We start from the raw sequence: 25904 nt of genomic DNA, 5'->3' as shown, positions 1-25904 counted from the left end.
ATTTTCCCTTTTTTGAAGAGCGTCATGCGCAAGCCAATGATTGCCGGTCTCGGCTTGGCGGCCATGCTGGCGCCGGTGGCGGCGAGTGCTGGCGAAGTGCCGTTTCAGGAGAACCCGATATCGATCAGCGCACGCGGTCAGGACGTGCGTGATTTTGTGGCTGACCTGTTCAGCGAGGCAGGCCTTCGCGCCAAAGTTAGCACCGGGGTGAAGGGCAAGGTTCAGGGCGTTTTCAAGGACGATCCATCCACCATTTGGGGCACAATCTCGCGCGCCTACGGCCTCGTGGTTTACTGGGATGGTTCAGTTGCCCGGATCTACAGCAACGATGAAATTTCCAGCCGTACGATACCGACTTACGATGGCGAGAAAGTGCGGGCTCAGGTCGAGAGCATGGGCCTCACCGATGCGGTCAACACCGTCCAGAGCCGGAACGGGATGCTGCTGGCAACGGGGGTGCCGTCCTTCCTCGACAAGGTCGAGCATATGACAGGCCAATTGCAGGCTCTGGCCTTGTCGGCTCCTGCACAAGTTGCCCCGGCTACAAAAGCGCCTCCTCTAGTCGCCTCGCCATTGCTCCGCGCACCGCTCGCGCGCGCCAGCGTGCGCTCGGAAGTGATCCGGCAGGCGGGCCTTCGCAATCCGTTTGAGGTGCGCATTTTCTATCTGAAATATCGCAGCGCAGCCGATCGCCCGGTTCGCAATGCGGACTTGCTCACGATTATCCCGGGGGTCGCAACTCTGCTTCAGGAGCAGATGGGCGACGGTCGGCAAGTCGGCAGCGTCACTTCAAATTCCGCAAATGAATACAGCACCACCGGGCTGCGGAGCCTACGCGATCGGCCATTCGATGATCGAAACCGGGAATTCAGCCAGCGGGACGAGGACGACCGGCGCGGTATTGAACGCGATTTGAATGGACCGCGGATTTCGGCTGATACGACCGTCAATGCGGTGATCGTGCGCGATCGTCCGGAAACCATGGGCGTCTATGAGAAGCTGATCGCAAACCTCGATATCGAGCCGCTGAGTATTGAGACGCAGGTTACGATCCTGGAGCTCAATGTCACCAAGCTCAAAGAGCTCGGCCTTGATTTTGGATTCGGAATTGAAAGTCTTGGATTGCTGTTCGGTGGCGGCCCCAATTTGGGCCCAGGCGGGATTACAGGCGGCTATCTGAGCGGAGATGGAAGTGTGTTTCTGGCCCGAGCCAAGGCACTGGAAGAGCGCGGCGCTGTTCGCGTGACAACACGGCAATTGCTTACATCACTGAACAATGAAGTCGCCTCTTTCGGAGACAGCACCCAGCAAGTGATTAAGCTGGAGGGAGAGCGCGAAGTTGATGCCGTTACCGTTGATTATGGCCTGACAATGCGAGTGCGGCCATCTGCCATCGAAGATGGCGGCGATATGCGAATTCGCATGCAGATCGAGATCGACGACACACAGCTCAATGGCATGGTCGTTGACGGTGTTCCCGTGACCGGCGGGGCCAATCTGGCAACGCATATGATCGTTCGTCAGGGCGAGAGCGTGATGCTGGGTGGTATGACCCGGACGACCACATATGACCGGAAGCGCAAGACACCGCTGCTCGGAGATATTCCAGGCCTTGGTCAGCTGTTTCGCAAGCGCAAGAAAGGCGAGGATCATTACGAACGCCTCTTCCTCCTGACGCCTAGGATCAGCAATCTCGGCACGGCTCAATTGTCGGCGAATGAGGTTGAACCTCTGTCGATGGAGCAATTGCGCGGCGAAGAGCCTGTCACTCCGAGACAGCGCCGATGAATGCGCATGCTTCAGTTGCCGAGGTGCAAGAGGCTGGCGAAAGCATAGCGCTGACGCTGCGGGTGCTGAATGGGCGCTCGCGGGGCGCTGAGCATCGTTTGCCGCCTGGCCGTTCGCTGGCGATCGGCCACAGCTTTGAAAACGATATCGTCCTGCGCGATCGCTCGACCAAAGGCTGCGCGCTGAGGCTCGCCACCTGCGGCAAACGGCCGATGCTTGAGATCATCTCTGGCGAGGCCGTGGTGCTGGGCCGTGATATGGGGGCAGGCGAAAAGCTCGTGCTCGAGCCCTATCTCCCGGTTCAGATTGGCGATCTGCAATTTGCAATCGGCGGAGATGATGAAGAACGCTGGTCGGATGCGAGCGAAGCCGCCAGTGAGACCATGGTCGTTGCGTTGCAGGAGGCAGACGCTTTGCCCGCGACAGATATGGGCGAGCGCCTGGCGCTGCGTTCTCAGCCGGCCCGTACCAGGATCGCTGGGATCGAATGGAGCGCTGGTAAGCTGGGTATGATCGGAGCTGCGCTGCTGGTGATTGCAGGCGGTGCGTTCTTTGGGAACACCGCGCTTAGCCCGGATGCTGATGACCCCACCGCCATTGAGCTGGCGCTGGTTGATCAAGGGTTTCGCGGCCTTGAGGTTGGACGCGCCGCAGACACGGGCGCGCTGGCGGTGACCGGGCTTGTGCCCAATGAAAGCGCTCTGCTGCAATTGCGCGAATGGGCGGCGGCCGAGCACCCGTCATTGTTCGTTGGGGTTGAGACGCTTTCCCAAGCGGCGGAAACTGCAACTGACTTGCTTTCGGCACAGAAAATCGACGCGCGGGCTCTGCCAGCAGGGGCAAGCGGTTTGATTATCGAAGGGCCGTTTCTGCCGAAGGACAAGCAAGGCGAACTGACCGCTTTGGTCCAGAAAGACCTGCCGCACGTCCGCTCGGTCGAGTTTCGCGCAGACCCCAATCGGGGCGGCAGTGATCTCGCCTATTTCTTCAATGCGCCGGGATATGGCGCGGCCAGCTTTGTAGCCGGTGACCCTGGCTATCTGGTGACCGAAGACGGCACCCGTTGGTTCGTAGGCGCCAGCCTGCCGACCGGGCACAAAATCGTAGAGATTGGCGAAGGCCAAGTGACCCTTGAGCGCGAAGGGATGCGCGACACTTTAGTGATGTGAAATGCAAGAATTGAACCGAGCACGAAAGGAAGTGATATGACGGATATTAGCGGACGGGTATTGGCGAATTTAAGCTCCAGCCCATCGATGTTTACCAGCAGCCGCAACCGCAATTGGTTCGAAGCCTTTGCCGGTGCCTGGGGATCTGCGCTGGACAATCAGGCGTCCAAGATTGAGCAGCAAGCCAATGTGATCAGCGGCGAAGACGGGGCTGATAGCCCGTCTGAAATCACCAAGCTGACGGCCGAATCCATGCGCATGAGCTTCATGGCACAAAGCAGCCACACCTCGCTCGACAGCGTTTCCAAAGCGCTGGAGACCATGGCTCGGAAGAACTGATCCATGACTATCGAGCTACTCACAGCAGCCATGCTCCCTGGCGGCGCGCAGCAGCCCAGCGGAGGAGCGGACCGCACCATTTCTCTTGGCCCATCCACCGCCGCCTCAGGGGCGCAAGGAACGGAAGCTGCGCGTTTTGCACAAGCGATCGACAAGGCCTCCAGCGCAAGCGGGGTGAATCGAGCCGATCTTCCCGCGCCGCTTGGCAACATGCTGCGCGCGCTTGACGGGATTGATGTGCAAGCGCGCTCAGTGACCGATTTCGCTCAGTCAGCGCAGGCCAGCAATGGCGAGCTGACACCGGGCGAGATCGTGCAGCTGACGATGAAATGCCAGGAGTTCATGTTCCAGTGTCAACTGACCTCGAACATCGCCAATCGCAGCGCAGACGGACTGCAACAATTGTTCCGGCAACAGGGGTAATGTGACTATGGGCAGCGGACAAACTGGATCAATCGGCTCTGGTCTGCGGCGGCGACTGCGGGGCTTGGCCGCGCTGGTTTTGATGGTCGCTGTGGCGGCCTGCAGCGGGCAAGAGCTGTACCGCGATGTGGCTGAGCGCGAAGCCAATGAGATGGTCGCCGTGCTCGAGCGAGCGGGCATTGAGAGCGGCAAGAGCCCCGGCGAAAAGGGCGTCTTCACCGTCACCGTTGCTCAAGGCGACTTCGCCCGCTCGGTCGAGGTTCTGCGCCAAAACGGTCTGCCGCGCGATCAGTACGAATCGCTTGGCACAGTATTCAAAAAAGAGGGCTTCACTTCGTCCTCTTTGGCCGAACGCGCCCGGCTGGTTTACGGTCTGAGCCAAGAGCTGTCCCATACGATCAGCGAGTTTGACGGCGTTGTTGAAGCCCGCGTCCACCTTGCTTTGCCCGAAGCCGATGTGATGACGGGCGTCGCCAATCCGCCGTCGGCATCGGTGTTTGTGAAATACCGCGAAGGCTTTGATTTGAGAGCGCAGACCGCCGCGATCAAGGCGCTGGTCACCAACAGCATCGAAGGCCTTGAGTATGAGAAGGTCAGCGTCGCCATGACGGAGGCCAAGCCGCTGCCTGCTGTCACGTCGAATGCGCCAACCTATCCGCTGAGCGATATCCTGGTGACGCTCGCAGCCATTATGGGTGTCGGTTTGCTCGGGTTGTGCGCATTGCAATTGTGGCGCGGTCGCCGCCGCCGGTCAAAATCAAGAGCAGTCGAACAGCCCATTGGGATGACCCATGGTGGCTGAGGCGCGGAGCGAAGATTTGCCGGCGCGGGCGCAACGATTTGCCGCGCGGCTGCGCGGGGAAAGCCTGCCCACATTCAGCGATTTGGCCAATCCCTCCGATTGGAGCGTTGCGGAGCAAGAACGCCATAGTGAGCTCGTAACGATTGTTGGCCTGCTCCACGCCCGGCCCGCAATCGATGCTGAGCTCAACGGTGGCAGGCTCGCCGCCTTGGCGACGTTTGTTGGTGAAGACCTCTTCGATGCGGTCTGCGATGCGGATATCGGCCAGCTTCGTGCAGAATTTCTGACTGACGATTTGCCAACGCCAGTTGAGCTGGTGGAGCAGGGCGAGGGGCTGATTGAAAAGGCGCAGCGGCACCGCGAATTTGCACCATTGGCCGAACAGGCAGCGGAAATTTTGGCGCATGCGCAAACACCTGAAATGGAGCCAGCGGAATGAGCGAATTCGTGATGTGCGGCGATGTCTTGGTGCGCCCGTCATCCGCTCGGATTGCGAGCGAGCATGTGGGCGATTTCCGTGAGAGTGCCGCTCTGCTTACCGAGGCGAAAGCCATAGCAGGCCAAGCGCGGTCTGACGCTGCCGCTGCGCGGGCGGAAGGCTATGCTGCGGGCCGCGAAGAGGCGCTGGCAGAAATGCGCGATGCGCTCGGCAAATGCACGGCACAATTGCACGAAGACATGGCGCGCGAAGATGCGCGGCGTGAACGCGCTGCGGCGATCGCGGCGATGGAAGCTGTCGAGCATTTGATTGGCGCGCGCGATGATGCATCCGTGGTTACGGGATTGGTCGAACAAACGCTCAATCGCTCCGGCGCAAAGGCATCGCGCATTGTTGTTGCTGAGCAATGGGTCGACGCGGTCCGGAGCGGGCTGCCAGAGAGCAGTGCGCGCTTGGTCGAAGGGGACCCCGAATTGCACGATATGGGATGCCGGATAGAGGTCGGGGGCGGGCGGATCATCGCTGATCTTGAGACGCAGATGGAGGCCCTGCGCGCGCGCTGGGACGTTGGCTCGGCTGACCTCGATGGCTAATTCTGACGTCTCCTCTCTGCTCGATAGCCTTCGCTCGCCGCTTTACGAGCAGCGCGGGCGGCTGGTCGGAGCGGTGGGCACCACACTGCGGGTGCGAGGCGCGCGCGGCCGCATCGGCGATGTGATGGAAATCGCTACAACCGAAGGGGAAGAGGCGCTGCGCGCGGAGATCGTCGGATTTGACGGCGATATCATGCTGCTAACGCCGCTTGGCGAGTTGCGCGGGTTATATGCTGATGCTGAGGTCATTTTGCGCGAAATGGCCGACCGAGTACCAGCTAACGATAGTCTGCTAGGCAGGGTACTGGACGCGCAAGGCGCGCCAATCGACGGCGCGGGACCGATTGCTCCCACACCTGACCGGCCCCTGGTCGCGCCCCCGCCTGCCCCGATGGAGCGCCCTCCAATCGATATGCCGCTGGAGAGCGGAGTGCGCGCTGTTGATGGTTTGCTCACGCTCGGTATCGGACAGCGCATGGGAATTTTTGCGGCAGCCGGGGGCGGGAAATCGACCCTGCTCGCAATGCTTGCTCGCCGGGCGAAGGCTGACGCGATTGTAATCGGTTTGATCGGTGAACGCGGCCGGGAAGTGCGCGAATTTATTGCCGATACGCTAGGTGAAGAGGGACTAGTCCGCTCCGTCGTCGTGGTCGCCACCTCGGATCGCCCAGCAATGGAGCGCGTTCGGGCTGCGCGCGCGGCAACCGCAATCGCGGAGGGCTTCAGAGCTCAAGGTAAGCATGTCCTGCTGCTGATGGATAGCGTTACCCGCTATGCCCGAGCGCTCAGGGAAATTGGCCTGGCCGCTGGTGAACCGGCTGTCCGGCGCGGCCTGCCGCCCTCGGTATTTGCTGAGCTGCCGCGACTGTTTGAGCGCGCAGGCACGGATGGCACGGGCGCGATCACAGCGCTTTATACCGTGCTGACTGAGGGCGAGGAGGAAGATCCGGTGGGCGAAGAAGTCCGCTCCTTGCTCGATGGGCACATTCATCTGTCTCGCAAGCTCGCCGCGCGTGGGCATTTCCCCGCAATCGATATCGCCACCAGTCAATCCCGCCTGTTCCGCAAGCTGTCTGGTCCGGGCCAAATTGCCTCGGCAGAAGCAGTAAGGGCAATGCTTGCTAAATTGTCCGAGATCGAACTGCTGCTGCAAATGGGCGAGTATCAATCTGGGCAGGATCCGCTTGCCGATGCGGCGCTGGAACAGCGCGATGCGATTGAGGCGTTTTTATGCCAGCGCTCTGAAGATGCCTGCGATCAAGCAACCACGCTTGCCCGCTTGCGGGCCATTGGAGAGGCGATCCTATGACCCAGCAATTGCAACAGGCGAACCGAATAGCGCAATTGAGAGAGCGGCGTGCGCAGCGCGTGCGGCGTGAGGCCAAGGCCGCTGAGCTCAAAAGCGCCGCCGCCGCGCAGCAAGCGCATGATGTCTATAAGCTGGAGCGCGAGCAGCGCGAGAATGCGGAGTTCATGCTGCTCTCCAACCCGGCTGATCCGCAGGCTTTGCTGTGGCGGCAGGTCTCTGATCAAAAGTGCGAAAGCGCCAGCATGCAGCGCGCCGATGCCTATGATGCGTTAAGCGAAGCGCGCGAGCATTTGCTTGCCGCCCGCACTCAGCATGAACGCGCGGCAGAACGGGCTGATCTGATCACTGAAAAAGCTATGGCAGAGCGAAAGACAGAAGCTTTGCGGCGCGAGACTATTGCCGATGAAGCAGCCGAGGAATGCCGCCAATGACGCAGGCGCCCCGAGCAGCAAATGATCCCAGTGCCTCGCGCGCGCCGCGGTATGCGCCGGAGGCATCCAAGATCAATGAGCCCCCGCGCCGACAAGCGGAGGTCAAAACGCTCAGCGAGCGGTTCTCAGCGAAAGTCGAAAGAGCGGGTGATGACGCAGGTCGCTCATCGGAGCAGAGCGCAGAGCGGGCAGGGCAGAACTCGTCCGCGCGCTCGCGCTCAGGCGACTTCGACAGCATGTCGGGCGAGAGCGGGCATCACAGCGAAGGCGAATTGGCGCGAGCGGATATGACCCGCATTCTTGCTGGTAAAGATCCGCAGGCGATTGCTGCTCAGTCTGCTCTATCTCCAGCTGATAAGGCCGTGTTCGAGCGGATGGCGGCGCAGATTGCGGAAAGCTGGCCAAGCGCCTCTCAGCCATCTGCAGAGATCGAGTTTCCGCCCGGCTTTTTGGCCCAAGGCGCGCATTTGCAAAGACAGGCAGACGGCGGGATCGCCATTCGCATTGCCGGACTTGATCCGAAATTGAATGCGCTGCGAGCTGGCTATGCACAATTGGCTTTGCTGCATGGCCTGGGTCGTCGCCGCCTGAATATTGCGTCTTTGCAGTTTGAACGGGCCAGCAAGAGTGCGGGCGACGGTCAGCCGGGGCGGCTCTCTGATATGCCCAGGGCCGTCTGATCTATCTGATTGAACGCGCGCTCAATCGTCTCACCATCAGCAGGCTGTTCATGCGCGGCAATCACGCGCGCTATCGTGTCGAGTGAAGCCGCTTCTGGCCGCGCCGCGAGCAGAGACGCGCTTTCCGCCGCAAATGCTCCTAGGCTGCGCGCCAGTCGCCCTTCGTCGGTTGGTCTGGCCTGCAGGTCACTGGCAAGTTCACGGGCAACGGCGCGGATCTCGTAAAGGTCTTCGCCATCGCGCAGCGGCGCTTCGTCTTGATAGTCGCGCTCATCCTCAGACATCCGAAATTCTCGGACGACGCGGCCTGCGATTTGCTTGGCCAATTTCCGGAGCGCGCCGCCAGTACGCCCTCCGTTTTTGCCAGAACCGGCAGAAACGGCTGAAACTGCGCTGACGCCGGTCGGGCGGATTGAATGCACCATCTCTCGCCCTCCCTATTGCCGCGCGCGGTCGGCCAGGCGCATGGATGCCATCGCCTGCTCGGTTGCGACAAATCCGGCCTCTTTCATCGCCGCATTGGGCCAATCGCCGTGGAGGAACCCCTTGATCACTTCAGCTGGGGCGGGGGCGGCCAAATCGGGCTGCGAGCTTGCACCATTTCGAGCAGCTTTAGCCGGTGCGGCTCATCGCTGCTTTGCTCGGCTGGCTTGGTCAGCATAGCTGCCGGCAGAGCACCCTTATTGCCGACTTGCCACGGATTTGCGCCCGCTTTGAGCAAGACTTCCGCTGATCGAAAATCCTGAAACATCAATGCCAGTTCAAGGGGGGTCGCGCCCAGCTCGTCGGGACGGTTTGCGTCTGCTCCGGCGCGCAGCAGCAGGTCAACTGCATCGGGCCGCTCAAAATAAAGGATTTCCTTGAGCGGTGTTGACCGACCCGGTGTCTGGGCATCGGGCGAGGCGCCCGCTTGCAGCAGCATAGTCGCCATCAACGGATCGTCAGCGAGCGACGCGTAGGTGAGCGCCAGACCGGCTGGTATACCGTCGGGATCGGCTCCAAGCTCTAGCAAAGCACCAAGCATGCGGGGATCGCAATTGCCAATCGCAAAGCTGAGCAGACCGCCGCTATTGCCGCTGGCCGCGCGCTCATTGTCTCGCAGTACCCGGTGGGTGGAAAGCAGCCGCGGATTGGCGCGCACCATTTCTTCCACGCGGCCAATATTGCCGTCCATTACCGCGTCAAACAGCTGCCGACCCTCCTCCCCATTGCTCAGGTGGGCGCGCACTTTTTGACGATCAGGAAGCTTAGGCTGCGACCGTGTGTAACAGGATGAGGTTTCGCTCAACGCAGAGCAGCTCCCAGAAAGACCAGCGAGTGCCAGAATAGCAGGTGATATGGCTAGCGCATAGCGCATCGTAGATACCAGGCTATAGGCAAGCTAAGGTCGCGCGCCAAGTCAGCCTCCCGGCAGACTGGCATTCACATAGCTCATGAAGTGGCGGTTCACCGCGTGGTCTTGATACCACTTCATGCCCTCAGGGCGGACCGGATCGAGCTCAATGCGTGTGCCGATCGCCTCTGGCATGTCAACAACGCTAGCGCCCAGTGCACCGCCCAAGATTGCGCCGATCATTCGGTCACCGCCATCCTGCAGGGTCGATAGGATTTCACCGCGCACGTAAAAGGCGCTGATGTCTGGGACATCCAAGCGCCCGTCGGCCGCTGCTATGCTGCGCGCCTGGGTCAGAGTGGGTTCGGAAAGGCCGGCGGCGTTGAATGTGGTCGCATCAAGCTCCGCTGCGGTCGCTGCAGCTGAGGCCAGTCCGCCGCCAAGCGAATGGCCCGTGAGCGTTACTCTTGCGCCCTCTGGCACGGTCAGCCGCTCGCCGATTTCCAAGGCGCGGTTGTAGTAATCGGTGCGCAGGCCAATTCCCTGGCCAAAATTACCGCGCCAATCGGCGGCGCTCTGTGTGCCTCTAAAGGCGACTACATAGCTCATCTGTCCGGCGATTTCGCGGGTGTAAACCTCAGCCTGGAAGTCGGTCGTGGGCGAGGAGAGCATGGACTCGCTGAGCCCAATCTCGGCGAGCTGCGCACCTGAAGCGAGGTCCCAGCCAGCGGGCGGCGCTGCACCTGGGGTGTAGACGTCGGTTGCCATCGCGGCGAGTTCGCGGGTGGTTGGCGGAGGCGGAGCGCCCGTCGCGACGGCATCAGCGGGGCCTGCCTGGCCCACGGCAATCTGATCCGACACGGCCTGCGTGCGATTGAACTGCACCGCATTGCTTGGTCCGCCGATTGTTATTGTATTGCGGGCGGCCTCAATTCGCGCGTCGCTGGCGGCTGCTAGCGGGGAGGTTTGGACGCCAACGCCGATCTCACTGCGTCTGTCCGCAGCAAAATCATTTACGCGATTGGTTTCCATTGCCCGCTCCGTCTCGCCGTTTGGCGCTCCTGCATATCTGACAGATAATGCCAAATATGGCGGCGAGCGTCTCTATACGTTTCGTATAGGCGATGCGGGGGACGGCGTGCGGGCGCTTCGGCCTAGAACCGCTCCCACATGGACTCGAGCAGATTGTCGTTCAAATCGAGCGCCTCGAGGCGGGGGAAGTCGCCGCTCGCTGAGCAGCCCTCGATCCTGGCTGCGCCTTCTTCGCGCACCTCAGTGCTTTGTCCTGCAAAGCTAAGCAGCGGTTCTTGCATGATCGGGGCGGCTCTGCGGCGGCGCGGTTTGCGGGCAAAATTCAAGGTGCCATCCGCATCGTCATAGGCCAGTCCATCGACTTCAAAGTAGCAACCGCCAACGGCCACACCCTTCGCACTGGCCCAGCCTGAACCGTCCGTCTTCACAATCACAGCTGCGACCGCAGAATCGAGCAGGATCGGCAAGATCCGGCCATAAAGGCCAGGCTGACCTTCCGCGGTTGGATAGGCCGCTTCGCTCGATACGAACAAGCGATAGCCGGAGCCGGACACCCAAGATGGCGCGCCGGTACTGGAGCGCAGATCAGCCTGCCGCGCTTCGTAAGCAGCAATGACGCAGCTGACCTGCTGATCTTCGGTTTCCAGATTGATGCAGCCGTCTCGGCCCGACGCCCAAGCCGCGCGGCGCGATGCATAACCCTTCTTGGAGGTGCTCTGGCGCTCAAGCTCCATCACCGAGCTTAGCAATGCGCGTGTGCTGCTGCCTGGAACATCGCAGGCCAACTGCAGTGCGGGAACAAGCCGAGCATTGCCGCACGGGTCGGTGTCGCTCGCATCCTCGCTTGAGCCTTTGACCAGCTGATCCACTTCTCCCGGGAAGAGCATGATGGCGCGGCGCGGCGAGCGCAGGACCACCGGGCCGACCAGGCGCGCGCCCTTCAAACTAGGCAGATGATCCAGCGCCAGCTCAGTCTGGTCAATTTGTGCGCCGCTAAGGTCGATGTCTGGCCAAAAGAAGCCATAGAAACTGGCCCGGCGTAAATTGGCATTCTTAAGCGATATGCCTTCCCGTTCAGTCGGACAGCCATCGGCCGCGCCGCTGCCGCAGGCGATACGGAAATTGGTGAGGTTAGCGCCTGATAGGTCGAGATTGCGCATCGACCCGCTCCAGCCGCCATCAAGACGGCCATTTTGCCAATCAGCCTGCCGTGCGTCGACTTGCGCCAGCTTAGCATCGCGCATCAGGACATAGGGCAGCTTTGCCCCGGCCATCATCGCGCCCGACAGATCGACATTCACAAAGCCGAGCCCCGATCCGGAAAAGCCGGTCCAATCTGTCTGACTGAAATCCGTGCCGAAGAAGCACATATTATAGAGCCGCGCCTTTTGCATCTTGGCGCCGACGAACGAGCCGCCCTTGATGTAGATCGTGCCTGCGCGCGTTTTCTTGCGGATCCTGGTGAGATCGCGGACGCGCTTCATTCCGGTCGCATCGATCGCAAAACCAGGTTCGTTGGTGCCGATTGGCGGAGCGTTGGCCAGGCACGAATCTTCCGGAACATCGACTTGTTCAAACAGATTGTCGCCAAGCCGTTTGCCAGTGACGATAATCGCGCCGGTGTCGCGCGCAAAATCATCGCCAAGGATGCTCTCTTCTACCTCGGTTTCGGAGGATTGGGCCAGCACGGCACCGATGCCAAAGGTCCCCGAGAGGCTGATCGCACAGGTCAGTCCAGTGATCGCGCTTAGCAGCTTGCCCATATTTACCCCTGATTTGACGATTTTGCCTGAATTATCATTCAACTAGTCAAACGCGATTGGCCGATATCTGGCGGTGAATGACAAGCACATGGCGACCAGCTGTTACGTAGCTGCGTCAGACGCTCAAGAATCAGCTGTTCGGTGCCGCCTATGCGTTTTGCAGAGGCGATCTATGCATTCTGCCGATACTGCGACTCGCCGAGACCCGTCACAAAGCTCTCAAGGCGAGTGGAAGCCCGCCGGTACATTCTTCAAAAGGAGTATTGTGATGTTTGGTATTGGTGGTCTCGTCCGTTCTGTCATTAACCCTATCAACTTGGCGCAGCTCGCAATGGGCCCGGCAGGTTGGGCTTCGCTCGCGATGCGCACAATTGGCGCTCAGGTTGGAATGAACATCATTCAGCAACTTGGCGATCGGCTTGGCATTGCACAGCCATTCATCGATTTGGCTCAAGCGAGCTTCGCTTCGAACATTGGCATGCCTGGTCTGCAAATGCAGAATATGCGTGAAGCAGCGGGCGGATTTGCGGAAATGGTAAACTTGTCACCTCGCCAGACCGCTGACTTCCAGCGCGCTGTTGAGAGAGACTCACTCGATATCTTCGACCGTCTCAGCGAAGCAGTGACCGAGGGTCGCCGCCGCTCAGAGCGTGAGGGTGCACAGGGTGGGCGCAGCTGGCTGCAGGTGATTGCGGACTCAATGTCTTCTGCGCTTGATGCGAAAATCAACGATATTGAGCAGCTGGCCCAGTCTCTCGATGATCAGGGCGATGATCGCTCCATCGCTGACACCAACACGCTGACCGTGAAGACCCAAGAATTCTCCTACCTCATGAATGCGACCAGCACCGCAATCAAGACGATCGGCGAAGGTCTCACAGCGATGGCACGCAAACAATAAGCTGAACTGATCTAAATTACGGGGTGGGAGGTGCTTGTTCATTCTCCCACCCTGTTGTATTTTCGGCATAGATAAGGAGATTAAGGATGAGATCTTTTCTAGCGTTCTCTGCACTGTTGTCCGTGTCGTTGCTTGTTTCCGCTCCCGCTTCATCTCAGATGATGATGCCTGGCATTGATTTGATGTCGTCGGTTACAACTGAGACCGCTCTCCGGCAAAAATTTGGTAAACGCATAACCTCGCAGCTTGCGGCGCCGCGCCCCGCATCTGCCTTGGGTTCTCAAGACAGTTCGAACCTCCCTGAGACGCACTTCACTTATCGATATGACCGCGCGCAGACCGAGAAAAACCTGCGCAATTTTGTGGAACGCACCCCGGTTGAGGCTTAGCCGAGCCGATCTGGAGCAGCTCATTAAGGCGCAGCCCAATATTATGAATGAGCTGCGCACCGCAATTCGCGGATATGGCCTCGATCTCGCATAATGTTGCTGATGCCTATACTCTATGGTGGATCAATGTTTGGTCGACGTCGCAGAAGACTGATCAAGAACCGAGCGCTTCAGTGGTCAAGGCTGTGAAGCAGCAGGTTCGCAACGCCTTTGCTGCAACTCCCGATTTCAACTCTGCGACGGATGTCCAGCGCCAGGAATATGCCGAGGCGCTGATGCTTCAAGCGATGCTTTTGTCAGCTGCTTTTGACCAATCGCAAGGTGATCCGACTAAGCTTGAACTGCTTGCGAATGCAGCGCGTAAGGGCGCAAAAGCGAGCGGCCTGGACCTATCCCTGATGACGCTCACGGCGGATGGGTTTGTCCCCCGGACAGGTGCAGATGCAAGCGAAGCGGTTGAGGGCGAGGCCGCTCATGCACTGGCCAAGGATAGTTCGTCAGAGCAAGGCGATGACAGCGAGTCCTCGATGGGAATTGCCCTGGCTGCAGGCGCTGGTCTTGGCCTGGTGTTGCTCGCTGGCGGGGCGATCCCGCGTAAAGGCTAAGGTGCTTTGCCGAAATCAAAACGAGATTGAGCGGCGGCGCCATTGGTCTGGCGCCGCCGTTTGTTTTGGAACGCACAAGTCCAGCGTCCGGACGAGGCGCCAAAACCTTACCGACAAACAAAAAGGGCGGCACCTTGCGGTACCGCCCTCCTATCTGCGGGCGCTTCAAGACACCCACAAAACTCTGGTCAAGATTACTTGAGCGAGCCCGTTACTTAAGTTCAACGGTACCGCTCGGCTGCTTCGATCTTGCCTTTGATTTCTTCAGCTTCAGCCTTAGCAACGCCTTCTTTAAGCGGCTTCGGTGCGCCTTCGACGAGGCCCTTGGCTTCGGTGAGGCCCAGGCCGGTGATGGCGCGGACTTCTTTGATAACCTGGATTTTCTTGCCGCCGTCGCCGGTGAGAATGACGTCGAATTCGTCTTTCTCTTCAGCAGCCGGTGCGTCGCCGCCAGCAGCAGGGCCAGCAACAGCAACAGCAGCAGCTGCGCTAACGCCCCACTCTTCTTCAAGTGCGGTTGCGAGTTCAGCTGCCTCAAGGACGGTCAGCTTCGAAAGTTCTTCAACAAGCTTGGCAATATCAGCCATGATGTTCACTCCAAAAATTTGGCAGGGCGGATGGGTTCATCCCAAGGCCCCAGTATGTTTCGTCTCTAATAAGAGCGTCTCTTAAGCAGCTTCGCTGGCGCCGTAGGCACCAAATACACGAGCAAGCTTGTTGGCGGGCGCGTTGACGACCTGAGCAACCTTGGTTGCTGGTGCGTTGACGAGACCCACAAGTTTGCCGCGCAGCTCGTCGAGGCTTGGCATCGAGGCGAGTGCCTTGACCCCAGCTTCGTCGAGCACCTGCGTGCCCATCGATCCACCGACGATTTCCAGCTTGTCGTTCGACTTTGCGAATTCGACGGCTGTTTTGGCTGCGGCAACTGGGTCTTCTGACCAAGCCAGCGCAGTCGGGCCGGAGAGAAACTCTTCGAGCCCGGTGTAATCGGTGTCTTTCAGGGCGAGCTTAGCAAGACGGTTCTTCGCAACCTTATAGGAAGCACCGGCTTCACGCATTTTTCCGCGCAGTTCAGTGGACTGGTCCACCGTCAGGCCGAGGTTGCGGGTGACAACCACCACGCCAACATCTTGGAAAGCTGCATTGAGCTGGGCAACCGCATCGGCTTTTTGCGAACGATCCATGCTTTTGCTCCTTCACTAATGATCGCCCAGCATATGCCAGACGACCGGCTCACAATTGGCCTTGCCGCTAACCGACAAGACCGAATGTCCATTGATGGGGAAGGAGGATGCCCATGAGGCATCAAAGGGGCCGCCAAATAGGAAGGCCTGAAATCTCTTTTCCCCGTCTAGGCTGGAAATTAAGAAAGCCAGATTGCTTTCACCAACTGTCTTGGACGGATGGCTGCCGAAACAGCCGAGGCGCGCAATTAACCTACGCGCCCCGAATGTCAAGCTATTGTGGTTCGAATGAGAGCAGGTCGCCCGGCTGGCATTCTAGCTCGCGGCAGATTGCCTCAAGCGTTGAGAAGCGGATTGCCTTGGCCTTGCCGGTCTTCAGGATCGACAGGTTGGCGAGGGTCAGACCCACACGTTCCGCGAGCTCTGTGAGGGTCATGCGGCGGTCGTGCAGCAGATCGTCGAGTTTGACCATGATATTGGTTCCTTCTTCGGCTGGCATCAGACGGTCCCTTCCAGATCATCGCGCATAGCGGCGCCATGCTTGAACACGCGGGCGAGGATGAAGAGCACCACGACCATAATGATGCCTGTCAGGTCGAATCCGGCACCAAAAGCAACGTCAGCATTGTCCATGGGCTCCGCCCATTTCGCCAGAAGCAAAGCGAGCCCCGCCAATGGGATTGATAGCGCTTGAACGGCAAGCAGCATCCACGCCATTACATTTAACCGGTCGGCATTCTCAGGAACGAATGGATCGCCTTCGCCAACGGTCGATATGATCGCTCGCAATTTGCCAAAAAACAGGAAAATCAAAGCGACACATGCCATCGCAAAGGCCATCATGCCCAGCGTGGGCAATAGCGGTAGTGCGCCAACTGATCCTTCAAATTCCGTAGCGATTTCGGCGTTGATTGTGTCCTGCATGAACACCACGACGGTAAGACCAATGAGCAAGGCTCCCGCACCGATTGCCATAAAGATCTGCATCAAGATCGTCAGTATTTTGCCAGCAAGCAGCAAAAGGTCGTTGGGTTTGTCTGTCATCGGAAAAACTCCCTTCTATACCCGATCAAGCCAGTTCAGGCATGGCTGAGTGGACTTGGCCGTGTGCATTGGCCTGAGCTGGTGGGACGGTGACGATCGCGCCGATGGACGAAAAGGCGATGAGGATCGCTGCGAAAGCGGCGAGTGATTGGGTGCCAAAGTGTGTCATATATCGATCTCCTTGATGGTGCATATTGATATTCAATAATTTCGATCTAGGCGCGAGTCGATTTATTGTCAATCAATAATATTGAAAAACAATATGTGATGCATCGAATAACGAGGTGTGACGACTGAACGTAGGAGACCAAATGGGCGTATCGACCGCGCAGTTGGTGTTGGCCTATGCGTGTTCTGGGCCGCCGCATAACCGACTCGGCCGAGTGCAGGGCGTGGCGCGGCGAAACTGATGTTTGACTCGAGGCCTGCGAATTCCTACATGCACGTCAATCGCTCGCTTCGAGCAAAGCCGATTCATACGCGGGAATGGGCTTAGGAATGGAAGCGGCGAGTTTCATATTCGCGACGTTATATTGAGCTGCTGCAAGGCGACCCTTCTTTTAGGTCACTTTGCGTGCGGCCTTCTTCGCGTCTGATATGAGGCTGATTGCGCGCGGTGCAGAAATCAATTTTGAGCGACCGGGGCTTCTCTCCGGCGACAGATAAAGAGGCAACTTACCTCCATGGCTACTAAGGCAAAGCCCATCAAATCCAAGGGCGCGGCGCAAGGCACGGCCAAGCGGCGCATTCGTAAGATCTTCGGTGACATTCACGAAGTTGTGCAAATGCCGAACCTGATTGAGGTTCAGCGCGAAAGCTACGAGCAGTTCCTGCGCTCGGACAAGGAAACAGGCTATGTTTCCGGTCTTGAAAAGACGCTGCGCTCGGTTTTCCCGATCCGTGATTTCGCTGGCTCTGCCGAGCTTGATTTCGTTCACTACGAACTCGAGCCGCCAAAATACGACACAACTGAATGCCGCCAGCGCGGCATCACTTATGCGGCACCGATGAAGGTCACGCTGCGTCTGATCGTGTTCGAAGTCGACCAAGAAACGGAAACCCGCTCCGTTCTCGATATTAAAGAGCAAGACGTCTATATGGGCGATATGCCGCTGATGACGGAGAACGGCACGTTCATCATCAATGGCACAGAACGCGTCATCGTATCGCAAATGCACCGCTCGCCTGGCGTGCTGTTCGATCACGATCGCGGTAAGACGCACTCCTCTGGCAAGCTGTTGTTCGCGGCCCGCGTCATTCCATATCGCGGTTCATGGCTCGATTTTGAGTTTGACGCGAAAGACATCGTCAACGTCCGGATCGACCGTAAGCGTAAGCTGCCTGTTACCGCGCTGCTTTATGCGCTGGGCCAAGACAGCGAAGAAATCCTGCACTTCTTCTATGACACCGTAAATTGGGAGCGTGCGAAAGACGGCTGGAAGATGCCGTTTGTGGCTGACCAATGGCGCGGCCAGAAGCCTGCCTTCCCGCTGGTTGATGCGAAGACCGGTGAAGAAGTGTTCGCCGCGAACCAGAAGATTTCACCGCGCGCCGCCAATAAGGCTGCGAAAGATGGCCTCACTGACTTGCTGCTTCCCACCGAGGAAGTCGTTAGCCGCTATGCTGCGCGTGACATGATCGATGAGGCGACCGGCCGCATCTATGTCGAAGCCGGTGATGAGCTGACGCTGGAGCATGTCGAAACACTCGACAATGCCGGCATCGACAGCCTTGAACTGCTCGACATTGACGAGATCAACACCGGGCCGTGGATCCGTAACACGCTGAAGGTCGATAAGGCTGAAAACCGTGATGAAGGTCTTGAGGCCATCTATAAGGTGATGCGTCCGGGCGAGCCGCCTACCAAGGAAACCGCAGAAGCTCTGTTCGAAGGCCTGTTCTTCGATGGCGAGCGCTATGACCTTTCCGCGGTTGGCCGCGTGAAACTGAATATGCGTCTCGAGCTTGATGCCGAAGACACTGTTACGACCCTGCGCAAGGAAGACATCCTCGCCGTGGTCAAGGAACTGGTCGATCTGAAGGACGGCAAAGGCGAGGTCGATGATATCGACAACCTCGGCAACCGCCGTGTCCGTTCAGTCGGCGAATTGCTGGAAAACCAGTACCGCGTCGGTCTGCTGCGCATGGAACGCGCGGTTAAAGAACGCATGAGCAGCGTCGATGTATCGACTGTCATGCCGAACGACCTCATCAACGCGAAGCCAGCGGTTGCTGCGGTGCGTGAATTCTTCGGCTCTTCGCAGCTTTCGCAGTTCATGGACCAAACCAACCCGCTGTCCGAAGTGACGCACAAACGCCGCGTATCGGCGCTTGGTCCAGGCGGTCTGACGCGTGAGCGCGCTGGCTTTGAAGTCCGCGACGTTCACCCGACCCACTATGGCCGGATCTGTCCGATTGAAACGCCGGAAGGCCCGAACATCGGTCTGATCAACTCGCTGGCATCGTTCAGCCGCGTCAACAAATATGGCTTTATCGAAACGCCGTATCGCCGGGTGGAAGGCAATAAGGTCACCGGTGATGTGGTTTATCTCTCCGCGATGGAAGAGCAGAAGCACACCGTTGCCCAGGCATCGGCTGAGCTCAATGAAGACGGCTCTTTTGTTGAAGAGCTGATCTCAGCGCGCCAGAGCGGCGACAACCTGATGGCGCCGAATGAGCAGATCACGCTCATGGACGTGTCGCCTAAGCAGCTCGTCTCGGTCGCGGCATCGCTTATTCCATTCCTGGAAAACGATGACGCCAACCGCGCACTGATGGGCTCAAACATGCAACGTCAGGCTGTGCCATTGGTCAAGGCGGAGGCGCCTTGGGTCGGCACCGGCATGGAAGAAACCGTGGCGCGCGATTCCGGCGCTGCGATTGCGGCCAAGCGCGGCGGGATTGTCGACCAAGTCGACGCAACTCGTATCGTTATCCGCGCAATCGGCGATGTTGAGCCTGGTCAATCAGGCGTCGACATCTACACGCTGCAAAAATTCCAACGTTCAAACCAGAACACCTGCATCAACCAGCGTCCGCTGGTGAAAGTGGGTGAAACGATCGAGCCAGGCGATATCATCGCCGATGGTCCTTCGACCGATCTGGGTGAGCTGGCGCTGGGCAAGAACAGCCTCGTCGCCTTTATGCCTTGGAATGGCTACAACTACGAAGACAGTATCCTGATTTCAGAGCGCATCGTGAAAGATGACGTGTTCACATCGATCCATATCGATGAGTTTGAAGTCATGGCCCGCGACACCAAGCTTGGCCCAGAGGACATTACGCGCGACATTCCAAATGTCGGCGAAGAGGCTCTGCGCAATTTGGATGAGGCAGGCATCGTTTACATCGGTGCAGAAGTGCATCCGGGCGATATTCTGGCTGGTAAGATCACACCAAAGGGCGAAAGCCCGATGACACCGGAAGAGAAGCTCTTGCGGGCGATCTTCGGTGAAAAGGCTAGCGACGTGCGTGACACTTCGCTGCGTCTGCCACCGGGTGTGGCTGGCACGGTCGTTGAAGTTCGCGTGTTCAACCGTCACGGTATCGAGATCGATGACCGTACCCGGGCGATCCAGAACGAAGAGATCGAGCGTCTGCGCAAGGACGCGGCTGACGAACGCGGTATTTTGAACCGGGCGACGTACAACCGCCTGCGCGACATGCTGGTGGGCCAAACCATCGCTGCAGGTCCAAAGGGCGTGAAGAAGGGTGACAAGATCACCGCTGACATGCTCGAGGGCATTGAGCGTCACGAGTGGTTCAAATTCGCTGTTGCAGCGGACAAGCGTCAGACCCAAATCGAAGCGGTTAAGTCGCAATATGACGAAGCCGTTGGCGGGATCGATGCGAAGTTCGAAGACCGCAAAGAGAAGCTGGAGCGCGGTGATGAACTCGCGCCGGGCGTGCTCAAGATGGTCAAGGTCTTCGTCGCCGTGAAGCGCAAGCTTCAGCCGGGCGATAAGATGGCCGGTCGTCACGGGAACAAGGGTGTGATCTCTCGCATCCTGCCGGTGGAAGACATGCCATTCCTCGAAGACGGTACCGCCGTTGACGTGGTGCTGAACCCGCTAGGCGTGCCATCGCGTATGAACGTCGGTCAGATCTTTGAAACGCACCTCGGCTTTGCGGCTCGCGGGCTCGGCATGGATATTGCTGAGAAGCTCGAAGACTGGAAAGCGGCCAATCCGAATGCGCGTCAAGATTATGCCAAGGCGAAACCGCCAGAGGCCGTGCTTGACCGTCTGAAGGATGTCTACGGCGAAGCGTATCACGAGGATCTCAACAGCCGTTCGACCGAACAGATCGTTGATCTGGCAGGCAACCTCGCCGCTGGCGTGCCAATGGGTACGCCAGTATTCGATGGCGCGCGTGAGCCAGACGTATCGGACATGCTGGTGAAGGCCGGCATCGACAGCTCTGGTCAGTCGGTTCTGTTTGATGGCCGCACGGGTGAAGCATTCGACCGCAAGGTCACTGTGGGCATTATCTACATGCTCAAGCTTCACCACTTGGTCGATGACAAGATCCACGCTCGCTCAATCGGTCCATACTCGCTCGTCACCCAGCAGCCGCTGGGCGGTAAAGCGCAGTTCGGCGGACAGCGCTTTGGTGAGATGGAGGTCTGGGCACTGCAAGCATACGGCGCTGCCTACACCTTGCAGGAAATGCTCACCGTTAAGTCGGATGACGTCGTTGGCCGGACCAAGGTCTATGAAGCCATCGTCAAGGGCGATGATACCTTTGAGGCCGGCATTCCAGAGAGCTTCAACGTTCTCGTGAAGGAAATGCGCAGCCTGGGTCTCAATGTTGAGCTCAAGTCTTTGTCTGACGGCGAAGATGGCGATGATGATCAGTGGCCGGAGGCAGCGGAATGAGGGAGCTCGCAGGTTTGATACTGCTGCCCATCGCTGCGTGTTCTTCCGAACCTCCATCTGACGGTTCGTTCGAGCAGGCGGTGCGATGCTATGAGATTGCCAATACTTTGGGCATGATCCACGCGCAGGTCGATGAGGTCGCACTAGAGCGAGGAAAGTCGATCGAGCGCAAGCACCTCCATTCGAAGTGGCAGAACGAGGCGCATAGACGCGCCAAGGGTCTAACAGCCGCGCAAGTCGAGGAAGAGCTCAGCCTTGCCGCAGGGAACGCGTTTACCCAGTTTCACGTCCCGCTTCAGTCTGAGCCAGACTACGACGAAATGGACAATGTAGCCGCAGAAATTTTCGATGAAGCTTTTGACTGCTCAGAGCAGGCCAAGTCCTTCCCCCTTCCAGAGGAAGTTGAAAAATGAACGAACTTACCAAATTCACCAACCAGCTGGCCAAGCCGGAGACTTTTGACCAAATCCAGATTGGCATTGCCTCGCCAGAGCGCATTCGCAGCTGGTCATTTGGCGAAATCAAAAAGCCGGAAACGATCAACTATCGTACGTTCAAGCCAGAGCGTGACGGCCTGTTCTGTGCCCGTATCTTCGGTCCTGTAAAGGACTACGAATGCCTGTGCGGCAAGTACAAGCGCATGAAGTACAAAGGCGTTGTCTGCGAGAAGTGCGGCGTTGAGGTTACCGTTACCAAGGTTCGCCGTGAGCGGATGGGCCACATTGAGCTGGCCGCGCCGGTTGCGCACATCTGGTTCCTGAAGTCGCTGCCATCGCGCATCGGCTTGCTGCTCGACATTCAGCTGAAACAGCTTGAGCGCATCCTCTATTTCGAAAGCTATGTGGTGATCGAGCCGGGTCTGACCCCGCTTGAGAAATTCCAACTGCTGACCGAAGACGAGCTGCTCGAAGCGCAGGACGAGTACGGCGAAGATGCATTCTCTGCCGATATCGGCGCTGAGGCGGTCAAGCACATGCTTATGGATCTCGATCTTGAGCAAGAGCGCGATGATCTGATGGAAGAGCTGGCGACCACAAAGTCGACGCTCAAGCCAAAGAAGATCATCAAGCGCCTCAAGGTTGTTGAGAGCTTCATCGACTCGGGCAACCGCCCTGAGTGGATGATCCTCGAAGTGATCCCTGTGATCCCGCCAGAGCTGCGCCCGCTGGTGCCGCTGGATGGTGGCCGTTTCGCGACCTCGGATCTCAACGATCTCTATCGCCGCGTGATCAACCGGAACAACCGTTTGAAGCGCCTGATTGAGCTGCGCGCGCCGGACATCATTGTCCGTAACGAGAAGCGTATGCTGCAAGAGGCGGTTGACGCACTGTTCGACAACGGCCGCCGCGGCCGCGTCATCACCGGCGCTAACAAGCGTCCGCTCAAATCTCTCAGCGACATGCTGAAGGGTAAGCAAGGCCGCTTCCGTCAGAACCTGCTTGGTAAGCGTGTCGATTACTCTGGCCGTTCGGTCATCGTGACCGGTCCAGAGCTAAAACTGCACCAGTGCGGCCTGCCGAAGAAGATGGCGCTCGAGCTGTTCAAGCCGTTCATCTACGCCCGCCTCGATGCAAAGGGTCTGTCGATGACTCTGAAGCAAGCGAAAAAGTGGGTTGAGAAAGAGCGCAAGGAAGTTTGGGACATCCTCGACGAAGTGATCCGCGAGCACCCGGTTCTACTGAACCGTGCGCCAACGCTTCACCGTCTTGGCATTCAGGCGTTTGAGCCGGTTCTGATCGAAGGTAAGGCGATCCAGCTTCACCCGCTGGTCTGCTCGGCGTTTAACGCTGACTTCGATGGCGACCAAATGGCCGTTCACGTTCCGCTGAGCCTTGAGGCTCAATTGGAAGCGCGCGTCCTGATGATGTCGACCAACAACATCCTCTCGCCAGCCAATGGTAAGCCAATCATCGTTCCTTCGCAGGATATGGTGCTCGGCCTCTATTATCTCTCGATGGAGCGCCAAGAACACGCGCCGGAATTTATCGAAGAGAAAGATGGCACCAAGATCGAGAAGCTGCCGCGCTTTGCCGATATGGCCGAAGTGCACCAGGCGCTCGAAACCAAATCTGTCACGCTCCACACCAAGATCATCGCTCGCGTCCCGCAGGCTGATGAAAAGGGCAAGGTCGTGCTGAAGCGTTTCGTGACCACGCCTGGCCGGATGCTGATCGGTGAGTGCATGCCGAAGAACCACAAGGTTCCCTTCGACATCGTCAACCGTCTGCTGACCAAGAAAGACATCGGCGATGTGATCGATGAGGTTTATCGTCACACCGGTCAGAAGGACACTGTCCTGTTTGCCGATGCGATCATGGTTCTGGGCTTCCGCCACGCGTTTAAGGCCGGCATCAGCTTCGGTAAGGACGACATGATCATTCCTGACAGCAAGGAAGGCATGATCGAGGAAACCAAGTCGCTGGTCGCTGATTATGAGCAGCAATACCAAGACGGCCTGATCACTCAGCAAGAGAAGTACAACAAGGTCATCGACGCTTGGAGCCGCTGCGGTGACCAAGTGGCCGATGCCATGATGGACGAGATTAAGGCTCAGCCGATCGATAAGGATGGCCGCGAGGCTCAGATCAACTCGATCTACATGATGGCTCACTCTGGTGCGCGTGGTTCACCCGCTCAGATGAAGCAGCTGGCTGGTATGCGCGGCCTGATGGCTAAGCCTTCGGGCGAGATCATCGAGACCCCGATCATCTCGAACTTTAAGGAAGGCCTGACCGTCCTTGAATACTTCAACTCCACCCACGGTGCGCGTAAAGGCCTTGCCGATACCGCGCTTAAGACGGCAAACTCAGGTTACCTGACCCGCCGTCTGGTTGACGTGTCGCAAGACTGCGTCATCGTTGAGCTGGATTGTAAGACTGAAAACGCGCTGGAAATGCGCGCCATCGTTCAAGGTGGTTCGGTTATCGCATCGCTTGGCGAGCGTATTCTTGGCCGGACAACGGCAGAAGACATCGTCAACGCGGCAACCGGCGAAGTCATCGTGAAGTCTGGCACTCTGCTCGACGAAGCGATGGTGAAGGAAATCGAAGCGGCTGAAACTCAGTCTGCCAAGATCCGCTCACCGCTGGTTTGCGAAGCCGAGCAAGGCGTTTGCGGCAAGTGCTACGGGCGTGATCTCGCTCGCGGTACGCCGGTGAACATTGGTGAGGCTGTTGGCGTTATCGCGGCTCAGTCGATCGGTGAGCCGGGCACGCAGCTGACCATGCGGACCTTCCACATTGGCGGCGCGGCTCAGCTGAATGAAACCTCGCACCTCGAGGCGATTTCGGACGGTAAAGTCGAACTTCGCGATATGCCGACGATCACCGATAAGAAGGGCCGGATCCTCTCGCTTGCTCGTAACGGCGAGATTGCCGTGATCGATGCCGAGGGCCGTGAGCGTGAAATGCACAAAGTGCCTTATGGTACCGTGCTGATGTTCAAGAACGGCGCGAAGGTGAAGGTGGGTGACCGCCTCGCTGAATGGGACCCGTTCACTCTGCCAATCATCACCGAGCAATCGGGCGTGGTGAAGTACCAAGACCTTGTCGAAGGTACGACGCTGGAAGAACGCACTGATGATGCCACCGGTATCGCTCAGCGTGTTGTGACAGAGAACCGCGCAACTGGCCGCAAGAAGAAAGAGGAACTGCGCCCGCGCATGACTCTTCTTAGCGAAGGCCAAACCGATGCGGATGAAACCGAGGCTCAGCGCTATATGCTGGCACCGGGCACAACTCTGTCGGTTGAAGACGGCCAAACGGTTGACGCAGGCGACATTCTTGCACGTGCCAGCCGCGAAGCTGCCAAGACCCGCGACATCACCGGCGGTCTGCCGCGTGTGGCGGAACTGTTCGAGGCGCGTCTGCCAAAGGACATGTCCGTCATCGCCAAGATCTCAGGCAAAATCGAGTTCGTTCGCGAATATAAAGCGAAGCGTAAGATCGCGATCGTGCCGGAAGAAGGTGATGCAGTCGAATATCTGATCCCCAAAACCAAGGTGATCGATGTGCAGGAAGGCGACTTTGTGAAGAAGGGCGATACGCTCATCTCCGGTTCGCCTAACCCGCATGACATCCTTGAGGTGATGGGTGTTGAAGCTCTGGCCGAATATCTCGTAAATGAGATCCAAGAGGTCTACCGTTTGCAAGGCGTGAAGATCAACGACAAGCACATCGAGACGATCGTTCGTCAGATGCTGCAGAAGGTTGAGATCACTGATGGCGGGGACACCACGCTATTGCCTGGTGAACAGGTCGATCTTGAGGAAATGAACGAATACAACTCCAAGCTGACCAAGAGCAAGAAGCCTGCCACCGGCACGCCGATCCTGCTCGGGATCACCAAGGCATCGCTGCAAACGCGTTCGTTCATCTCCGCCGCTTCGTTCCAAGAAACCACGCGTGTTCTCACGCAGGCTTCGGTTGAGGGTAAGAAGGACACGCTGATCGGTCTCAAAGAGAACGTGATCGTGGGCCGCCTGATCCCAGCTGGTACCGGTGCGGGCATGAACCGTATGCGGGTGACAGCATCAAGCCGTGATGCGGCGCTGAAAGCTCAGTGGAAGAAGCAGCAAGATGCGCTGGCTGCGGCTGGTGCGGCGGAAGCTGAACCAGAAGCCGATCCAGTGTCGAGCGAAGAAGCCATGAAGGCGGCTATGGCCGCTGCGGCTCCGACGCCTGCACCGGAAGAAGGTAGCGCTGAATAAGCGCAAGCAGTTTGGCTGCGATTGCAGCTTAACAGACAAGGCCCCGCTGGAGCTTACGAGCTTCGGCGGGGCTTTTGATTCGTTCAGGCTAGAGT

Annotated in this window: 25 protein-coding genes and 1 pseudogene; 16 read left to right on the top strand and 10 right to left on the bottom strand. The window is 58.4% G+C overall.

What is annotated here, in order from left to right; all coding sequences use genetic code 11:
* Positions 1–24: 24 nt before the first annotated feature.
* The 10 genes from AC0V6U_RS12745 to AC0V6U_RS12700 are packed head-to-tail and all read left to right on the top strand — an operon-like array spanning position 25 to position 7973.
* Entirely contained in the window at positions 25–1788 is a 1764-nt protein-coding gene (locus AC0V6U_RS12745; RefSeq protein ID WP_472643537.1) for a secretin N-terminal domain-containing protein, read from the top strand.
* Positions 1785–2957, top strand: a complete 1173-nt coding sequence (locus AC0V6U_RS12740) for a SctD/MshK family protein (RefSeq protein WP_472643536.1) — start codon at positions 1785–1787, stop codon at positions 2955–2957. The genes AC0V6U_RS12745 and AC0V6U_RS12740 overlap by 4 nt, the downstream gene beginning before the upstream one ends.
* A gap of 36 nt (positions 2958–2993) precedes the next feature.
* On the top strand, positions 2994–3296 hold the full coding sequence (locus tag AC0V6U_RS12735; protein WP_472643535.1) for a hypothetical protein: 303 nt from the start codon (positions 2994–2996) through the stop codon (positions 3294–3296).
* 3 nt (positions 3297–3299) lie between these two features.
* The gene (locus AC0V6U_RS12730; protein WP_472643534.1) at positions 3300–3719 is read left to right on the top strand and encodes a hypothetical protein; all 420 of its coding nucleotides are present in this window, start codon (positions 3300–3302) and stop codon (positions 3717–3719) included.
* Positions 3720–3726: 7 nt separating this feature from the next.
* A complete protein-coding gene (sctJ, locus tag AC0V6U_RS12725) occupies positions 3727–4521 on the top strand; it encodes a type III secretion system inner membrane ring lipoprotein SctJ (RefSeq protein WP_472643533.1) in 795 nt (264 codons plus the stop codon).
* A gap of 16 nt (positions 4522–4537) precedes the next feature.
* A complete protein-coding gene (locus AC0V6U_RS12720) occupies positions 4538–4960 on the top strand; it encodes a hypothetical protein (RefSeq protein WP_472643532.1) in 423 nt (140 codons plus the stop codon).
* Positions 4957–5553: a FliH/SctL family protein gene (locus AC0V6U_RS12715; RefSeq protein ID WP_472643531.1), complete on the top strand. Its 597-nt coding sequence runs from the start codon at positions 4957–4959 to the stop codon at positions 5551–5553. The genes AC0V6U_RS12720 and AC0V6U_RS12715 overlap by 4 nt, the downstream gene beginning before the upstream one ends.
* Entirely contained in the window at positions 5546–6862 is a 1317-nt protein-coding gene (locus AC0V6U_RS12710) for a FliI/YscN family ATPase (RefSeq protein ID WP_472643530.1), read from the top strand. The genes AC0V6U_RS12715 and AC0V6U_RS12710 overlap by 8 nt, the downstream gene beginning before the upstream one ends.
* Complete coding sequence (locus AC0V6U_RS12705; protein ID WP_472643529.1) at positions 6859–7293, top strand: hypothetical protein; 435 nt, start codon at positions 6859–6861, stop codon at positions 7291–7293. The genes AC0V6U_RS12710 and AC0V6U_RS12705 overlap by 4 nt, the downstream gene beginning before the upstream one ends.
* Positions 7290–7973, top strand: a complete 684-nt coding sequence (locus AC0V6U_RS12700) for a hypothetical protein (protein ID WP_472643528.1) — start codon at positions 7290–7292, stop codon at positions 7971–7973. Before AC0V6U_RS12705 ends, AC0V6U_RS12700 begins: the two co-directional genes overlap by 4 nt.
* Here AC0V6U_RS12700 and AC0V6U_RS12695 read toward each other — a convergent pair.
* The 5 genes from AC0V6U_RS12695 to AC0V6U_RS12675 form a co-directional block, all read right to left on the bottom strand.
* Positions 7934–8398: a hypothetical protein gene (locus AC0V6U_RS12695; protein WP_472643527.1), complete on the bottom strand. Its 465-nt coding sequence runs from the start codon at positions 8396–8398 to the stop codon at positions 7934–7936. The genes AC0V6U_RS12700 and AC0V6U_RS12695 overlap by 40 nt on opposite strands.
* A gap of 12 nt (positions 8399–8410) precedes the next feature.
* A complete protein-coding gene (locus AC0V6U_RS12690; protein ID WP_486169488.1) occupies positions 8411–8551 on the bottom strand; it encodes a hypothetical protein in 141 nt (46 codons plus the stop codon).
* The gene (locus AC0V6U_RS12685) at positions 8524–9147 is read right to left on the bottom strand and encodes an ankyrin repeat domain-containing protein (RefSeq protein ID WP_472643526.1); all 624 of its coding nucleotides are present in this window, start codon (positions 9145–9147) and stop codon (positions 8524–8526) included. The genes AC0V6U_RS12690 and AC0V6U_RS12685 overlap by 28 nt, the downstream gene beginning before the upstream one ends.
* Positions 9148–9372: 225 nt before the next feature.
* On the bottom strand, positions 9373–10338 hold the full coding sequence (locus AC0V6U_RS12680; protein ID WP_472643525.1) for a Tle-like phospholipase domain-containing protein: 966 nt from the start codon (positions 10336–10338) through the stop codon (positions 9373–9375).
* Between the two features lie 122 nt (positions 10339–10460).
* A complete protein-coding gene (locus AC0V6U_RS12675; RefSeq protein WP_472643524.1) occupies positions 10461–12101 on the bottom strand; it encodes a pentapeptide repeat-containing protein in 1641 nt (546 codons plus the stop codon).
* 172 nt (positions 12102–12273) lie between these two features.
* On the opposite strand from AC0V6U_RS12675, the gene AC0V6U_RS12670 reads away from it, so the two are divergent.
* From AC0V6U_RS12670 to AC0V6U_RS12660, 3 genes are all read left to right on the top strand, one after another.
* On the top strand, positions 12274–13002 hold the full coding sequence (locus AC0V6U_RS12670) for a hypothetical protein (RefSeq protein ID WP_486169487.1): 729 nt from the start codon (positions 12274–12276) through the stop codon (positions 13000–13002).
* 86 nt (positions 13003–13088) lie between these two features.
* On the top strand, positions 13089–13391 hold the full coding sequence (locus tag AC0V6U_RS12665) for a hypothetical protein (protein ID WP_472643522.1): 303 nt from the start codon (positions 13089–13091) through the stop codon (positions 13389–13391).
* A gap of 47 nt (positions 13392–13438) precedes the next feature.
* Complete coding sequence (locus AC0V6U_RS12660) at positions 13439–13996, top strand: DUF6683 family protein (protein ID WP_472643521.1); 558 nt, start codon at positions 13439–13441, stop codon at positions 13994–13996.
* 211 nt (positions 13997–14207) lie between these two features.
* Here the strand turns inward: AC0V6U_RS12660 and rplL are convergent.
* The 5 genes and pseudogenes from rplL to AC0V6U_RS12635 all read right to left on the bottom strand — a co-directional run bounded on the left by rplL (position 14208) and on the right by AC0V6U_RS12635 (position 16393).
* Positions 14208–14583 (bottom strand): annotated as a pseudogene (gene rplL / locus AC0V6U_RS12655) (50S ribosomal protein L7/L12).
* A gap of 81 nt (positions 14584–14664) precedes the next feature.
* Positions 14665–15180 (bottom strand): 50S ribosomal protein L10, encoded by a 516-nt coding sequence (rplJ, locus tag AC0V6U_RS12650; RefSeq protein WP_472643520.1) that lies wholly within the window; start codon positions 15178–15180, stop codon positions 14665–14667.
* 274 nt (positions 15181–15454) lie between these two features.
* Complete coding sequence (locus tag AC0V6U_RS12645; RefSeq protein ID WP_472643519.1) at positions 15455–15679, bottom strand: helix-turn-helix domain-containing protein; 225 nt, start codon at positions 15677–15679, stop codon at positions 15455–15457.
* Positions 15679–16224 carry a DUF2975 domain-containing protein gene (locus AC0V6U_RS12640; protein WP_472643518.1) on the bottom strand — a complete coding sequence of 182 codons (546 nt, stop codon included), beginning with the start codon at positions 16222–16224 and terminating at the stop codon, positions 15679–15681. Before AC0V6U_RS12640 ends, AC0V6U_RS12645 begins: the two co-directional genes overlap by 1 nt.
* 25 nt (positions 16225–16249) lie before the next feature.
* Positions 16250–16393, bottom strand: a complete 144-nt coding sequence (locus AC0V6U_RS12635; RefSeq protein WP_472643517.1) for a hypothetical protein — start codon at positions 16391–16393, stop codon at positions 16250–16252.
* A gap of 514 nt (positions 16394–16907) precedes the next feature.
* On the opposite strand from AC0V6U_RS12635, the gene rpoB reads away from it, so the two are divergent.
* Genes rpoB through rpoC form a run of 3 tightly spaced genes read left to right on the top strand, consistent with a single transcriptional unit; the run spans position 16908 to position 25809 of the window.
* Complete coding sequence (gene rpoB, locus AC0V6U_RS12630) at positions 16908–21101, top strand: DNA-directed RNA polymerase subunit beta (RefSeq protein WP_472643516.1); 4194 nt, start codon at positions 16908–16910, stop codon at positions 21099–21101.
* The gene (locus AC0V6U_RS12625; protein ID WP_472643515.1) at positions 21098–21514 is read left to right on the top strand and encodes a hypothetical protein; all 417 of its coding nucleotides are present in this window, start codon (positions 21098–21100) and stop codon (positions 21512–21514) included. The genes rpoB and AC0V6U_RS12625 overlap by 4 nt, the downstream gene beginning before the upstream one ends.
* Positions 21511–25809 (top strand): DNA-directed RNA polymerase subunit beta', encoded by a 4299-nt coding sequence (gene rpoC, locus AC0V6U_RS12620; RefSeq protein WP_472643514.1) that lies wholly within the window; start codon positions 21511–21513, stop codon positions 25807–25809. The genes AC0V6U_RS12625 and rpoC overlap by 4 nt, the downstream gene beginning before the upstream one ends.
* Positions 25810–25904: the final 95 nt, after the last annotated feature.

The sequence above is a fragment of the Erythrobacter sp. W36 genome, from assembly GCF_057364935.1.
The sequence above is the reverse complement of the archived record's forward strand: the minus strand, read 5'-3'. Positions and strand labels throughout refer to the sequence as shown.

Excerpts from the sequence above, each read along its gene's own strand:
- rpoC (WP_472643514.1), top strand. The coding sequence starts at position 21,511 with ATGAACGAACTTACCAAATTCACCAACCAGCTGGCCAAGCCGGAGACT.
- AC0V6U_RS12665 (WP_472643522.1), top strand. The coding sequence starts at position 13,089 with ATGAGATCTTTTCTAGCGTTCTCTGCACTGTTGTCCGTGTCGTTGCTT.
- AC0V6U_RS12660 (WP_472643521.1), top strand. The coding sequence starts at position 13,439 with ATGAGCTGCGCACCGCAATTCGCGGATATGGCCTCGATCTCGCATAAT.
- AC0V6U_RS12745 (WP_472643537.1), top strand. The coding sequence starts at position 25 with ATGCGCAAGCCAATGATTGCCGGTCTCGGCTTGGCGGCCATGCTGGCG.
- AC0V6U_RS12675 (WP_472643524.1), bottom strand. The coding sequence starts at position 12,101 with ATGGGCAAGCTGCTAAGCGCGATCACTGGACTGACCTGTGCGATCAGC.
- AC0V6U_RS12695 (WP_472643527.1), bottom strand. The coding sequence starts at position 8,398 with ATGGTGCATTCAATCCGCCCGACCGGCGTCAGCGCAGTTTCAGCCGTT.
- AC0V6U_RS12680 (WP_472643525.1), bottom strand. The coding sequence starts at position 10,338 with ATGGAAACCAATCGCGTAAATGATTTTGCTGCGGACAGACGCAGTGAG.
- AC0V6U_RS12635 (WP_472643517.1), bottom strand. The coding sequence starts at position 16,393 with ATGACACACTTTGGCACCCAATCACTCGCCGCTTTCGCAGCGATCCTC.
- AC0V6U_RS12740 (WP_472643536.1), top strand. The coding sequence starts at position 1,785 with ATGAATGCGCATGCTTCAGTTGCCGAGGTGCAAGAGGCTGGCGAAAGC.
- rplJ (WP_472643520.1), bottom strand. The coding sequence starts at position 15,180 with ATGGATCGTTCGCAAAAAGCCGATGCGGTTGCCCAGCTCAATGCAGCT.
- AC0V6U_RS12705 (WP_472643529.1), top strand. The coding sequence starts at position 6,859 with ATGACCCAGCAATTGCAACAGGCGAACCGAATAGCGCAATTGAGAGAG.
- AC0V6U_RS12640 (WP_472643518.1), bottom strand. The coding sequence starts at position 16,224 with ATGACAGACAAACCCAACGACCTTTTGCTGCTTGCTGGCAAAATACTG.
- AC0V6U_RS12685 (WP_472643526.1), bottom strand. The coding sequence starts at position 9,147 with ATGGACGGCAATATTGGCCGCGTGGAAGAAATGGTGCGCGCCAATCCG.
- sctJ (WP_472643533.1), top strand. The coding sequence starts at position 3,727 with ATGGGCAGCGGACAAACTGGATCAATCGGCTCTGGTCTGCGGCGGCGA.
- AC0V6U_RS12625 (WP_472643515.1), top strand. The coding sequence starts at position 21,098 with ATGAGGGAGCTCGCAGGTTTGATACTGCTGCCCATCGCTGCGTGTTCT.
- AC0V6U_RS12730 (WP_472643534.1), top strand. The coding sequence starts at position 3,300 with ATGACTATCGAGCTACTCACAGCAGCCATGCTCCCTGGCGGCGCGCAG.
- AC0V6U_RS12735 (WP_472643535.1), top strand. The coding sequence starts at position 2,994 with ATGACGGATATTAGCGGACGGGTATTGGCGAATTTAAGCTCCAGCCCA.
- rpoB (WP_472643516.1), top strand. The coding sequence starts at position 16,908 with ATGGCTACTAAGGCAAAGCCCATCAAATCCAAGGGCGCGGCGCAAGGC.
- AC0V6U_RS12700 (WP_472643528.1), top strand. The coding sequence starts at position 7,290 with ATGACGCAGGCGCCCCGAGCAGCAAATGATCCCAGTGCCTCGCGCGCG.
- AC0V6U_RS12645 (WP_472643519.1), bottom strand. The coding sequence starts at position 15,679 with ATGCCAGCCGAAGAAGGAACCAATATCATGGTCAAACTCGACGATCTG.
- AC0V6U_RS12670 (WP_486169487.1), top strand. The coding sequence starts at position 12,274 with ATGCATTCTGCCGATACTGCGACTCGCCGAGACCCGTCACAAAGCTCT.
- AC0V6U_RS12715 (WP_472643531.1), top strand. The coding sequence starts at position 4,957 with ATGAGCGAATTCGTGATGTGCGGCGATGTCTTGGTGCGCCCGTCATCC.
- AC0V6U_RS12710 (WP_472643530.1), top strand. The coding sequence starts at position 5,546 with ATGGCTAATTCTGACGTCTCCTCTCTGCTCGATAGCCTTCGCTCGCCG.